Below are 13,498 nucleotides of genomic sequence, written 5' to 3' on the forward strand. Positions count from 1 at the left end.
CCGGAAATACCTTGTGCATCACCGGCAATGGGTGAGGGCGGCAGAGTTTTATGGAGGACACCGATCTGCTCTGGGGACATCATGGGTATGGACTTCAGGATGTCTTGGAATTGCTGAGGTTTCATGGCTGGAACTCCACTTTACACGACAATTCTCATGCTCAGGGAGTATAGACCATGTTAGCAACATTTAATTTGAACAGCGCCCTCCGACAGTATGGCTGAAGCTCATTTTCAACAGGTTCATGCGTCGATAATTTGTCCTGTAGCGGGGTGTTCAATGGCATTTCCTGTCGGTGAACCAGAGATGGCCGAGCAACACCTGGCAGAATAGCATCCAGCAGTACTGCCCATGAATTTCAACCCTCCCACTGAAAACACCACAAGTACAGCTGAGGACGTATGCAGCACCGAACCTCTCCCCGCTTCAGAGTTACAACAGGAGCTTACAAGCCCATCAGAACAGGAAAGTGAGGCTGATGACCTATGGCTAGCATGCTTTACGTCCTTATCTCCTGAAGCTCAGGAAAACAGCGAGGATGAATCAGAAGCCTCTTCGGTGCAGTGTCAACACTGCCAGGAAGCAATTCCTGGAGGTGCTGTTGGCTTTGCAATACATATCATGGAGTGTCCAAACTCAAACAGTCTATTTCCGTGAAAAAGACAAGCCGCACAGCAGGTGTCTCTGGCTACCCTTTTTCAACAGAAAGGGTCCGCCCCATTTTCGAACTCCTGACACCAAACTCAAGAATCTGAAGCACAGTAGCGGCCTCTGCTGCACTGACAGGAATCGTTGCTCCCTCCATGAGCGCCGCCACCAGAAGGTCGTAATAGGATAAATACCTCCCCGTTTCAGTGGGGATTTCTGAAAATCCAGAGTCTTGATACAAGCGGCCATACTCATTGGCTTTTTCCACACCAAAAGATGGCTCACCAGGCAGAAGTCCTGCCTTTAACTGGGACTCCTGTGGATCCAGGCCGTATTTAATGAAACTGCCATTTTCCCCTTCAACCCGAAAACGGTGGTTCGGCCCCGGGGAAAAAGAGCTGCCATGGAGAACCACTTCACACCCGCCATAGTGAAGCTGAGCATGAAAATAATCCGTGGTTTCCGCTTTTTCCCGCTGCATCAGACACCGGGCGGTTATGGCTTCAGGAACACCAAACAACATCAACGCCTGATCCACAAGATGAGCCCCCAGGTCAAACCAGATACCCGAACCAGGTAAGGCCTGTTCCCGCCAGCGTTGTCGAACTACAGGCCGGAACCGGTCAAAGTGGGATTCAAAGTTATGCACTCTGCCCAACTCCCCACTTTTTATAATGTTTTGAACCGTCAGAAAGTCCCCGTCCCAGCGCCGGTTATGGAAAACCGAGAGAATCAAATCTTTCCTCTCGGCCAGCTCAATCAGTTCCAGAGCTTCTGATGAAGTGGTGGTCATTGGCTTTTCCAGAACCACATGCAGGCCATTGTGAAGGCACTCTTTTGCCAGAGAAAAATGATGATGGGTCGGCGCCGTGATGATCACCAAGTCACTACGAGAGCCCTTGATCAATTCAAGGGGATTTTTAAACAGTGTCACTGCAGGGAACTCTCTCGCCACCGCTTCAGGCCTGCTGGTGCTGATGGCTTCCAGCTGAAAGACCGGTGACACCGAAATCAGAGGTAAATGAAACGTTCTGGCAGAATAACCACAGCCAATAACACCCACTTTGATCATGAAACAGCGCTCCTTCGGAGAAAACAGAACGAGCCTAGTCTACAGGATTAAAGGAAGTGCCGGGTTGCCAGTACAGGCCATTCTTGGAATACCCTGGCAATTGCTCCAGGCATTTCCAGGATACAGGCCATCCCTGGCATACCCTGGAAATTGCTCCAGGCATTTCCAGGATACAGGCCATCCCTGGCCATAAAAAAGCCGGGGGTTAGCCCGGCCAAAGTGCTTCAATCATATATGTTAATCACAGACACCCACTTCTAGAAAGAGAGGGATGAGGGGCAGCTCAGCAGAGGTTTACCCCCTCTCCCTCTGGGAGAGGGCTGGGGTGAGGGAAAACGGTAAATGGCTCATACCGGAGCCCCGGCATAACCTATGGAAGCCCCCCCGGCATAACCGGGGGGGTACCTGATGATTAAATGAGCGGTCAACGGATCCCCAGTTTTTTCAGGGTTGAAGACGTAAAGTAAGACAACTCCTTCTGCTCACGGTTCACCACCATTGGCGGATGCGGGTTACGCAGCTCGTTGGCAAAGTACTCCCTGGAAATCAGGTCATGGTGAATGGTGGAGCGGCGATCCATTCCAGGCATATCAAACAGATTGATGGAATTCACCATGGCGGTCCGCCAGAGTTCATCCCGGTTGTCGTACTGATCCACCAGAACCGGGTTCCAGTGATCTTCATCAATATAGAGGACACGGGTCTTATACACATTCCGCTCCCCTTCCTTGAGTTCTGCCTTGACCACCCAGACCCGGTGCAATTCATATCGCATATAGTCAGGATTGGGGTGCCCTTTGGTCAGGAGCTCATCCAGGGAAACATCCGGGCTCTCAAACTTGTAGGTGTTATAGGGAATGTACATCTCCTTCTTGCCCACCAGAGTCCAGTTATATTTATCGGTAGCACCATTAAAACCGTAGGACTCATCTACAGTACGCCAGTTACCCAGCCCTCCTGGGGAGTCATATTTCACGGTAGGAGCCCTGCGAACACGGCGAATCCCTGGTGTGTAGCTCCAGGCTGCACGGGGGTCTGCGCTCTGGTTGACGAACTCTCTAACCAGAATAGTTTTACCTTTTTCCCGGGTAGGCGATAGCGTCTGGGTAATAGTGGAGGAGCGAGGCAGGTTTTCCCTGACAAACTGCTCAAAATCATTCTCAGGATTAAAATAGGGGGCAATCCGCGTGAAATTGGTCACCCCTTCCAGGCGGGTTCCGTTGCGGTAGACAATGGCATCCGTTATCAGATACTTGGAAAAATAAGGCCAGTTATTGAACATCGTATTCCAGACAATCTCCCTTGGTTCTTTGGGAATGGGAAATGCCACACCGCCAAAGGCGTTAAGGACACCATTGCCATCCGGAGTTAACTCCGCCCGGGTTGCATTGGCTTTCGTCTGCTTTATGCTGAATTCGGAATACATGGCATCCCGGTGACTGGGATAAACTGGCACTCTGAAAGTTTTCGGGTACGTTTTAAAGAGTGCTTTGATGCCTGGAGTCAACTTATCCTGATACTGCTTCATATTGTCGGCCGTGATCACAAACAGCGGCTTTTCATCGGCATAAGGATCCAGATAATGGTCTCCCGGCTTATAACCGGCCGGTGGTTGAAAATCGGGATTCCAGGCTGGAATCGTGCCCTCAGCATTGCCCGCCCTCTCAGCACCAAAGGGGGTAAGGTCCTTGCCAAGCCTGTCGGCTTCTTCCTCGCTGACTTTTGCCGATACAGAACCTGCCAGAAGTGTCAGCCCTGCCATGGACACGGCCAGTAAAGATTTTTTTATTATCATTGTTATCTCTCCGGGCCAGACCTGAAGACGTTTAGAAAAACCACACATCTTCAGGAAAGGCCACCATTGGCTTTTTTAGAACGAATACTTCAGGTTTACAGAAACAAAATCCCGGTCGGTGTACTGGTTTTTGTCATAGGAACCGAAATAGGCGCTGTAGTTCACCCCCGCTTCCCACTGGGTTTTGTAGATAAACTTGGCACCAACGCTCACCCGGTCAGAATTCTGACCACTGGTAAAGCTGCCAGCTGCAGAATCTCCATTGATGTTATGACTGAAGTTAACCGGCACTTCCATATTGGTACCAGGAAATACGCTGTTGTATTTCAGCGTCAATGCACCAGCAATACCCGCACCGGATTTATCCATGGTCAGGTCGTCATACCCGTCCAGCTGCCGGTTACTCACCCCCCGCACTTCGTTGTAACCAAATTCTCCGGAGAACACCACTTCATCGGCAATCAAGGTAGCTCCAAAGGAATGGATCACAGATACCTGGGCCTGAATGGTGTCGGCACGCCGAATGGCCGCGGTACTGGCATTGGAACCGGCAGGGTTGACCGCTGCATCTTTGCGATAGGCAATTTCCCCGCCCACATTGGTATCCCCCACCAGAGTACTGAAACTGAAGCCAATCAGTTTAATGTCTTCAATAAACTCTTTGTGATAGGTACCAGGTACATAAATTCGGGTAGGTCCAAAACCTGCTGTCACATCATAGTAATCAGCGGTAACAATGGAGGGATTCTTGTCGTGATAATTGATGTAGTACAAACCAAAATCGGTGCCGTAGCCCAGATTCTCCGCATAATAGTTCAGGGCTATACCCCACTGGCCGGAATCCTTAGCATCAATATCCTGCCCCCGGTTAATATCTGGAGCTGCAGATAAAATAGAGTCTCCTGCTTCATCGAGCATATCACTGGAACCAAAATAACTACCCGCTTCACTGATCTCGTTCTGTTTCCACTCCCACTGGGTATACCCCGATACACTGAGCGCGTCGGTAATATCCAGCTGGGCAAACACCTGGCCCACAGGCAGCAGAATGTCTTTTACTTCCACGCCTGGCACCGTTGTCTTGGTAGCATCAGCCGGGCTCATAGCCGAGCTGATTCCGGGAATAAACAGACTTTCTCCCCAACTGACCACCTGCTTGCCCACCCGCACATTAAGGTTGCGTTCAGCAATATCAAAATTGCCATAGACAAAGGCATCCAGTAGGCGAGCATCACGGCCATGGGCCTCTTTGACTTTGTCACTGAAGCTGTTGGGATCCCCGGCACCATTAAATGTAGCGGATGAGTCATTGTCCGTCTGACCATAATAAGCACCGTCATAAAATGCGCTGCCGCGAACAAATGCCCCCATATTGCGATACTGGATATCCGCTTCACTCAGAATGGAGAAGCGGTTATTCACCATGGCTCCCTTCTTGAAGTTCCTGTTACCGTCATCGTTATTAATGTCGCTCAGAGCTTCCTGGTCCTGCTCACTGACCCGCCAGCCTGCGCTGTAGCCCAGCGTGGTATCCCAATCCACAGAGACTTCGTCTGTGGGCTGAAAAGAGAGAGCATAACCGTTCTGAACGGTCCCGGCAGCCACCGCCGCAGACACAGCCAACGCCAGGATGGACTTCCTTGGTATTTTTGTGCTTTGCATTATCGACATCTCGATCGGTTTATTATTGTTGTTGTCTTCTTGACTGGAGCTGATCGTCAATGCTGCCATGCGCATTTGAGTTTATTCAGGTTATCAATCAGCTTTTTTGCATATGAAAATCAACCGCCTGGTCAGCGTCTCCCCCACCGGATTTTCATTGCTCACTACATTAAGTCGGACTCAATAAAGCCGCAATAACAAAAACGGCCACTCAACCCTTACCCCGCCCCTCTCAAAGGGAAAGGGAGGAAAGGAGGTAGTTACGGAGCCCGCAGGCCTGAAAGCATGGGAGCGAGGTATTCATTACTGGTGAATGCCCCCTCTCCTTTTGGAAGAGGAGGAGTGTGAAGGGAAATCTAATTACTCGCGGTCTCAAGCCCGACCACATCTCTGAGCTTCAGACGAACCTTACCAAAGGTAGTCCCGAAAAAGACATTGCCATTTTCATCCAGCAACACTCCCGCAAACAGAGAGTTGTAGCGCTCATCACCAAGAACATAGTGGAATACAGACTCTCCGGTGGACCAGTCAATCCCCTCCAGTGTCCATTTGCCATTCCTGGCGCCTGTCGTATAGATCATATTGGAACCTGCGCTAACCAGGGGCATGGCATTTGGTGAGCTGACCGAGGTATTTACCCAGGCGTTTTCCAGCTGACGAGCTTCCGGGTTCCAGGCGAATTTCTGGATACCGTAGGGCTGATACTCCTCCCGGGTGCCAAGAAAACCGTTCAGCAGCATTGCTGCACGCTCAGGATAGTACCAGGGCATTCTCGGTGTGTTGTTCACCACCAGGGCTCCATAGCCAGACACCACCACCGACTGCTCTGACTGCACAGCCAGATTCGGGTCGCCCATATCCACGGGAATGATACCGGCCAGTCGTCGGGACTGCCCGGGAAGCGCTTTCCAGTCAGCCGGGATCTCATCCCTCCAGTACAACAACAGATTCATTTTGGTATCACCATCGGTGATGACCACAAACCGGTCCTCATCACCAAAGCCCATCAGGCTTGGAGTTGCCCCCGTTCCCTCACCAGCAGAGTTGCTGTATTGAACACTCCAGGCACCATCCGCCTCGTCCACGGACAGCTGTTCATTCTTCCAGGCAACCCTGTGCATATGATTCTGGGAAGCCACATAAATACCGGTTTGATCCACCGCCTGGCCGTTCCGTACCCAACCTTTACCTGCCGGTCCGGTAGCGGCATTTTCAGCGTCCTCTTCCACGGCATAATTCAGGCGAACCACACGCTCCTCAGAAAAGTCTTTTTTGACCGCAACAATATAACCGTGCTCAGTACCAAATACGATCCAGCCATCAAAGGTCATATTCATACCGATCATAAGCCCTGAAACCGACTCCGGCACCGACCACTGACGTTTTTTGACAATTTTACTGTTTGATCTGGATGGGTCTGCATCACCATAAACAGTGATCCCCCTGCCGCCAGAGTCACCTATGTAATACTCATGGTTGTTGTCCAGCAAAGTGTAAACACCGGACAACTCCTTGAACATGTCCGCCTGTTTAAATGCAAAATACATGGCCGACAACCCGTCACGGGAGCGCAGCTCTTCAAGGGCATTTTCAGTTTCAGGGCGATCAAACCGCTTACCCGGCAATGGGTAGTTATCAATCACATTAAAACTGTCGTGTTCAGCCTTGAACACACCGTTGGCGCCATTACTCCAGAGCACCCGCTTGCCATCGGGATACATACCGGAAATGCTGGTACCAAACTGGAAAGGGCCCACATGACGGTATTGCAGTTCGAAGTCCTGCAATTCACGAGTAGGACCTACTGGCCCGGGCTGAGGCACCGAGTCCTGCTGAGCGGATGTGGTATGACCAATAGGGTTTGAAGAGTCAGCCAGGTGTGGGTTCTTGGGAGCAGGGTTGGCAGCCAGAGCCACGCCGCTGCCGATGACTGAGGCAGCAAGAAAAGCGCTGACCCCGAACGTCCAAACTTTACTTCTTTTTATATTCATTGTTGTTTTGCTTCTTTTTATAGTTATCTACTTCACCACGATCCCACAGCCCTTCCTGGCCAGTTAACCCTTCGTACTTTTCGTACAGAACAGTGAGTCAACACTCCCTTCCCTGAGATCGTTCATGGCAGTTAGCGTCACTAAAGAACCCGGGATATCGGCAGGTCAACCGCTTTCAAACCAGCACGCCCCAGGCAATGGCAGTACAATAGAATTATTAACAATGAACAAACAATAACAAAAACGGCCAGCCTCCCAGGAAAGCAGGTGTACAACCCGCTTCAAGCACAGGCTGCTAACCCAGCGTCGCCACACTTTTCAGGATCAGCCGCACCAGCATGGTCTGACGGGTAACCCCGGTCTTGGAAAAGATGGAACGCAGATGTGCCCTGGCCGTATTTCGACTGATTCCCAGCTCCTCTGCGGTTTCATCCAGCGTCAGGCCGTTGGCAAGAATCATGGCCAGTTGCGCTTCGGCAGGCGTCAGATCAAACAAAGTCTTGACGATCTCCCTGGGAGCCTGGGAGTGCTTTTCAGGGTCCCCCACAAACAGAACGACAGAGGGCGTATGCTTGACTTTTGACCACTGGGTGGGAGGAACAGAGCGAACGACAATGCCCAGATCACTTTTTCCTGACGGCCGCTGCACCCTGAGCGCCTCAACCACCGAAGGGGTGTTGTCATTCTGGGCAGCCAGCACTTGCCGGATCAGCTCTTTCAACCGTCGGGTATCCTGGCTGCTCCCTACCTGGAGAGACCCCCCTACCAGCTGCAGGCCATCTTTTTCCGCAAGCAGCTCACTGGCCACCGGGTTGGACTCCAGAACCTTGGCTTCTTCATCCAGAATAATGGTACCTACCGCCAGCTGGTTCACGGCACCTGCATAGAGGTTCCGCTCTGTTTCTACCCGTCCCAGCCGGGTGTGGAGCCCAATCGCCCCCTGAAGGTGCGGCATCAACAACTCCAGCAAAGCCTTGTGAGTACCGGTAAACGGTTCTGACTCTTTACCACGACTGATACGCAGGCTGTATTTGGAGCCACTGTCGGTACGTATATCCACCCCCAGCACATGATACACGTTCATGGGCTCAAGGAACTGAAGGCAGTAGTCTGAATAAGATCGCTCACTTTCCGGTATGAATTCATCCAGACTGTAGACCCGGCCACTGGGCAGCTCTACAAATGGGTCCATGGCATAAAAATGGTTATTATAAGAAGCAACGATGTCCTGACCGGCAGACCCCGTGGTCAGAAACAGGCCGTCCTGGTCTTCCGATGGGGGGCTGATCACAATGGTGATGTAATTGGCCTGCATTTTTCCCTGAAGCCGGTTCAGAAAGTCGGACCAGGGAACCGTTTCAAGAATGCCTTCATAAAGAGACTGGGTTAGACGACTGAACTCTTCTACGCTTGTTTCTACATCATGCCCTTCAAGCGGGGTAATCTTCGTCATAGTTCGTTCTTTTTTTATCGTCAGGCCCGCAACTGACCCAACCTTATTCTATTCAAAATCGTCCTGTTGCCCGCGGTGAGGGAGCCCGTTCATCCCTGGTTGAATCATTTCCCCCAAGCCATCGTCCATTAAGACGATAAGGTGTCTTTTCAGTCCGGATATTGCATCAGGCCAGCTGAATATTCAAGGACAATCCCCCTGTCCTCCCTTGGGCACAATACGTCTTTGGGGAGCTTCTACTTCCTTTTCTGTTGCTCTATGGATATATGCGGGTATGGATATTTACACTTTCCTGCACTGGGAACCTATCTCCATTTCCAGAATAACGTCGGACAAACGGCCAAGCAGATCCGCCTGCCGCTGGAGGGCAGTGGTCGAAAAGGCATCCTCACCACTGATCTGCTCAAGCAAGCGTGCTGAGCTGAAATAACCGATGCAAAGATTGAATAGGTTGACCATGATCAGACCCACCTCCAGATCCGAGGCATGGCGGCGCACCCCAAGATGATGAAACAGCTGCTTCCCCCGGGTCACCAGCTTTGATAACCAGTCATCCAGCCAGACACCACCACTTCCCGGGCCAGGGTCATACCGGGAGGCATACTGGCTTTCCGCCAGTGTTCTTTGCAGAAGAACCACCACATGGGGTGACCTCGCCAGCAAACCGAACATCACTGCTGGCAGTTGCTCTATCTGGCTTTTGTCAACCGCCTCTATGGAGAGCAATTCATCCATGGTGTCGGCCAGAGGACGCAATGCCCTTTCCAGCACCTGCTGATAAAGCACTTCCTTGCTTCTGAAGTAGCGATACAGCCCTGGCTCACGAATGCCCACCTCAGCAGCCACTTCTCTGAGACTGACACCATCATAGCCTTTATGGGCAAACAACCGCTCGGACACATCCAGAATACGCCGGGCGGTCCGCTCCCCCTTGGTCAACTTTTTTTCACTGGTAACGTCGCTCATGGGCAAATGTTATCAATCACTCATTTTTTTTCAAATCGCTCATTGCATAAAAGTTAATGTGTGATAACTTTTGCCTCTGGGATAACCAGGATCGATCACAACACCCAATAACTCCTCAATAACAATATCAATAACAATAAAAGGACACCTCCATGCCCACTGATATCCCCTTTGACAAGCTGGTCAGTGAAGACGGCAGCTATGTACACCGCCGGATTTTCACCGACCCGGCCATTTACGAACTGGAGAAAAAGCACATCTTCAGCAAAACCTGGGTCTATATGGGCCATGAAAGCCAGATTCCAAAGCCCGGCGACTTCATTACCAGCTTTATTGCCGAAACGCCGGTGATTGTTTCCAGGGCGGGGGATAAAGAAATCTATGTCACCATCAACAGCTGCAGCCACAGGGGCGTGCTGGTGTGCCGGGCCGACCAGGGCAACACCCGTCGTTTTATGTGCCCCTATCATAACTGGACGTTTAACAATAAAGGCGACCTGGTCTCCATCCCCCAGGAACGAAAGGTCTGCCAGAAACCGGACAAGGCGGAGCTGGGATTAAAACGGGTACCCAGAGTGGAGTCCTACAAAGGACTCATTTTCGCCTGCATGGACGAAAACGTAGAGCCCCTCACCGACTACCTGGGGGAAATGGCCTGGTATCTGGACTGCCTGTTTGACCGGTTTGATGGTGGGGTTGAAGTGATTGGAGCCCCTCACAAATGGGTGATCAACTGCAACTGGAAGCTGCCGGTGGAAAATCACCTGGGCGACGTCGGTCACGGCCCCTACCTTCATGGTGCGCTGATTCAGGGTACCCCTCAGGTTCAGGAAGTGGAAGAGACCGGACTGAATGTTGTCCCCAAACCAGGGCACGGGCTATCAGTGCGCCTGATGCCCGAAGGCACACCGGACGACATGTGTATGTTCGGCATGGACGGCGTTGCCGGGATGGACCCGGAAGTAAACCAGTACCTCAGGGAGCAACATAAAAAAGTCAGTGAACGTCTGGGTGAAGTTCGCTCAAGACTGAAACCCCTGTGTTACAGCGTGTTCCCCAACCTCTCTTTCCTCTGGTCCAACATGACGCTCAGAACCACCCATCCAAGAGGGCCCGGGCAGATTGAATACTGGTCCTGGCTGGTGATGGAGAAAAACGCCCCGGAACACATCAAGGAAAAACTGAAAATTCACTACACCATGATGTTTGGTCCCGGGGGCCTGCTGGAGTGCGAAGACGCAGAAGCCTGGTCACACCAGTACTCAGGCAGCAATATCGATTACGCCGATGACCGAACCTACTACTACGGTCTTGGGCTTGGGGAAGAAGAGCCTCATCCGGAGCTTCCCGGTAAGGTGGGCAGCTGTTTTAACGAGCATTATGCCCGGGAGTTTTATCTGCAGTGGCGTCAAAGACTTGAACAGGGCTCGCGTCAGGAAAAGAACCCGCAGGAAAGCATCCAGACACTGGAGATACAATAATGACTGAGATTACCCGCGATCGGATCAGCGATGTTGAGCAGTTTTACTACCGGGAAGCCCGGCTACTGGATAACCGCCAATATCAACAGTGGCTGAAGTTGGTAACCACTGACGTCAAATACCGGATTCCCACCCGCTTTATTCCCCATCACGATCCGAAGCTGAAAGAAACCGAGGCGTTTCTCGATGTTGAACAGGAGCTCAGTCAGGGGCTGGATCCCGCGTTCAGGGATGAAAACTTTTTCATTCTGTCACTCCGGGTGATGAGAGCATTCAAGTTGAACTCCTGGACCGACAATCCGCCCGCCCGGACCCGGCGGTTTATCAGCAATGTGGAAGTTCTGCCCGGAAAGGATGAAAACAGTTTTGAAACCTTCAGCAATACTCTGATCAGCTACAGCCGTCACCAGAAGGATAACCATACCTTCACGGCCCAGCGCAGGGATCAGTTGAGGGTGGAAAATGGTGAATATAAAATTGCCAGCCGGGATGTGATCATTGACTGGAATGTGGTCACCGGGCCGTCGCTGAGTATTTTTTATTAGCCCTTTTCATCAGGACTGCTTCAACCCTGCCCTCGTAAACCGGGGGCAAGGTTAAAAACGCAGAAGCGCTGGACAGAAAAGAGTTATCCCTCCCCGGCCTCCAACTGCTTCTGGCGGGCCAGAGCCATCTGATCGATGTAAGTGAGCATTTCCTGGGTGTTGGTCTGTGGATCTGAGACCCTGGCCTTATAAACGTCAATGGTCAGCTGCTGAACCCCGGGATGATCGGAATCGGCCATCCATGCCCAGTCTGCCAAATGGCTGGCCATGGCCAGGTCGGTTTTAATCAACTCTCGGGCCCGCTTCACCAGCGGGTCGATCCCCCCGGCAAGGCTGGCGATTTCAGCGCCACGATCGGCCCAGGGGGCAGGAGCCCAGTGGGAAGGAATATCATCCCACCAGCCGGTATACTGCTTGACCAGCATCTTGGAAATATCTTTGGCACTGACGTATTTCACCTGAAGCGTGGGGTGCTCTGCCAGCTCAGGAGGCAACTCAATGCTATCCACCACCAGGTCTTTACGAATGCCCTTGTTCAACCCTTCCAGGGTCTGCTGGGTAATGGACTCCAGCGCCTTTGCCAGCACCACAAAGTTCTCCTGAATCTCCTGGCCAGTGGTAATCCCTTTGCCATGGGAAGGCAGCAGAAACTCAGGCTCTAGAGCCGCCATCTCTCTCATGGTCTCTGCCCACTCTTCCACAAACCGTTGGGAACGCTTGCCATTGCCCACATTGGGCAGGAATCCCTGATAGAAATCCCCTACGGCAATGGCTTTTCTGCCCGGAACCCAGACATAAAGATGGTCATCAGTCTCCCCCTTCCGGTGTTGAAGCACAAACTGTTCTCCGCCAATCTCCAGCTCGAGTCGGTCACTGAAGGTGCGAGTGGGCCAGATAAAGTCCTCTTTACCCTGAGGCAGTTCATCCACCGGCTGGCTCATGTAATTCGCCAGGGAACCGCGCAGCTTAACGTACCGTTCAAAACGGGGAATGATATTTTCGTGGGCAATGACCTGGGCATCCGGGCTGTCTTCAATCAGAGCATAAGTGCCATAGGCGTGGTCGGTATGGCCATGGGTGATAATGATGGTATGAATTGGTTTATCGCTAACACTGCGAATCGCCTTGATCAGGGCCGGGGCTGCTGGCGCCATGCCGGTATCAATGACCACCAGGCCATCATCAGTTTCCAGCAGGATAGAATTGACGATGGGCATATGGATGATCCACATACGCTCACCGGCCTGGGAAACGGTGGTCATTTCAAGAGCGTCATCGATAGCGGGTTGGAAATCCTTGCCAAAAATATGCTGACCGATGTTTTTAGAGAAGTTGCCCCCAAAGCCGCCACCCACCATGACCCGCTTGATCAGCTCCGGGTTCTCAATAAGCACCCGCTCACGTACATCGCCACTGACCTGATCCGCTACCTTGCTCAGCGCCGCTTTTTTAGCCACGCTGGCACCGGAGCGCACCGTCTCCCCCAGGTCGGTACTGCTCAGCATCACACCCACACCGGTAAATACCAGTGCCGTGGCGGCATAACCGATCAGACTTCTTATTTTTGCCATGATTGTAACCACTTATTGTTATTGTGCAGGCCAGACTTCAATGGATGCAGGCTGGAGTATACCCTGCCTGGCGACCGGAAATCTGCTGTGATTAAAGCGGGGTAATGACTGATCAGTCATCGTCTAATTAGACTACAGAAGAACAGGTCAGAGTGAAAAAACGGCAGGCTTTTTTCATGAATTAAAGTGCATTAGTTCAGATCTGATCTGACAATTCCCTCTTCAAAAAAGGGAAGGGTTACCGATTTAGATAGAGGGTGAAATCACTGAAATCTAAATCGTAAAAAGGTAACCCTTATGATTCATACTAATCA

The 13,498-nt window shown here is 51.7% G+C and carries 9 protein-coding genes; 2 read left to right on the forward strand and 7 right to left on the reverse strand.

What is annotated here, in order from left to right; translation table 11 throughout:
* Positions 1-688: 688 nt before the first annotated feature.
* From ACNRUY_RS23310 to ACNRUY_RS23335, 6 genes are all read right to left on the reverse strand, one after another.
* Positions 689-1,720: an oxidoreductase gene (locus ACNRUY_RS23310; protein ID WP_488114065.1), complete on the reverse strand. Its 1,032-nt coding sequence runs from the start codon at positions 1,718-1,720 to the stop codon at positions 689-691.
* Positions 1,721-2,144: 424 nt separating this feature from the next.
* Positions 2,145-3,515 (reverse strand): DUF1329 domain-containing protein, encoded by a 1,371-nt coding sequence (locus ACNRUY_RS23315; protein WP_488114066.1) that lies wholly within the window; start codon positions 3,513-3,515, stop codon positions 2,145-2,147.
* Between the two features lie 75 nt (positions 3,516-3,590).
* Complete coding sequence (locus ACNRUY_RS23320) at positions 3,591-5,177, reverse strand: DUF1302 domain-containing protein (RefSeq protein ID WP_488114067.1); 1,587 nt, start codon at positions 5,175-5,177, stop codon at positions 3,591-3,593.
* A 356-nt stretch (positions 5,178-5,533) separates the two neighbouring features.
* Entirely contained in the window at positions 5,534-7,168 is a 1,635-nt protein-coding gene (locus tag ACNRUY_RS23325) for a hypothetical protein (RefSeq protein ID WP_488114068.1), read from the reverse strand.
* 295 nt (positions 7,169-7,463) lie between these two features.
* Positions 7,464-8,621: a helix-turn-helix transcriptional regulator gene (locus ACNRUY_RS23330; protein ID WP_488114069.1), complete on the reverse strand. Its 1,158-nt coding sequence runs from the start codon at positions 8,619-8,621 to the stop codon at positions 7,464-7,466.
* Between the two features lie 282 nt (positions 8,622-8,903).
* Positions 8,904-9,587 (reverse strand): TetR/AcrR family transcriptional regulator, encoded by a 684-nt coding sequence (locus ACNRUY_RS23335; RefSeq protein ID WP_488114070.1) that lies wholly within the window; start codon positions 9,585-9,587, stop codon positions 8,904-8,906.
* A gap of 152 nt (positions 9,588-9,739) precedes the next feature.
* Between ACNRUY_RS23335 and ACNRUY_RS23340 the strand changes: the two genes are divergently transcribed.
* Positions 9,740-11,068: an aromatic ring-hydroxylating oxygenase subunit alpha gene (locus ACNRUY_RS23340; RefSeq protein ID WP_488114071.1), complete on the forward strand. Its 1,329-nt coding sequence runs from the start codon at positions 9,740-9,742 to the stop codon at positions 11,066-11,068.
* Entirely contained in the window at positions 11,068-11,613 is a 546-nt protein-coding gene (locus ACNRUY_RS23345) for an aromatic-ring-hydroxylating dioxygenase subunit beta (RefSeq protein WP_488114072.1), read from the forward strand. The genes ACNRUY_RS23340 and ACNRUY_RS23345 overlap by 1 nt, the downstream gene beginning before the upstream one ends.
* A gap of 83 nt (positions 11,614-11,696) precedes the next feature.
* Here ACNRUY_RS23345 and ACNRUY_RS23350 read toward each other — a convergent pair whose 3' ends face one another.
* Positions 11,697-13,184 (reverse strand): MBL fold metallo-hydrolase, encoded by a 1,488-nt coding sequence (locus ACNRUY_RS23350; RefSeq protein ID WP_488114073.1) that lies wholly within the window; start codon positions 13,182-13,184, stop codon positions 11,697-11,699.
* Positions 13,185-13,498: the final 314 nt, after the last annotated feature.

The organism is Endozoicomonas sp. Z74 (genome assembly GCF_057680865.1).

Excerpts from the sequence above, each read along its gene's own strand:
- ACNRUY_RS23310 (WP_488114065.1), bottom strand. The coding sequence starts at position 1,720 with ATGATCAAAGTGGGTGTTATTGGCTGTGGTTATTCTGCCAGAACGTTT.
- ACNRUY_RS23315 (WP_488114066.1), bottom strand. The coding sequence starts at position 3,515 with ATGATAATAAAAAAATCTTTACTGGCCGTGTCCATGGCAGGGCTGACA.
- ACNRUY_RS23320 (WP_488114067.1), bottom strand. The coding sequence starts at position 5,177 with ATGCAAAGCACAAAAATACCAAGGAAGTCCATCCTGGCGTTGGCTGTG.
- ACNRUY_RS23325 (WP_488114068.1), bottom strand. The coding sequence starts at position 7,168 with ATGAATATAAAAAGAAGTAAAGTTTGGACGTTCGGGGTCAGCGCTTTT.
- ACNRUY_RS23330 (WP_488114069.1), bottom strand. The coding sequence starts at position 8,621 with ATGACGAAGATTACCCCGCTTGAAGGGCATGATGTAGAAACAAGCGTA.
- ACNRUY_RS23335 (WP_488114070.1), bottom strand. The coding sequence starts at position 9,587 with ATGAGCGACGTTACCAGTGAAAAAAAGTTGACCAAGGGGGAGCGGACC.
- ACNRUY_RS23340 (WP_488114071.1), top strand. The coding sequence starts at position 9,740 with ATGCCCACTGATATCCCCTTTGACAAGCTGGTCAGTGAAGACGGCAGC.
- ACNRUY_RS23345 (WP_488114072.1), top strand. The coding sequence starts at position 11,068 with ATGACTGAGATTACCCGCGATCGGATCAGCGATGTTGAGCAGTTTTAC.
- ACNRUY_RS23350 (WP_488114073.1), bottom strand. The coding sequence starts at position 13,184 with ATGGCAAAAATAAGAAGTCTGATCGGTTATGCCGCCACGGCACTGGTA.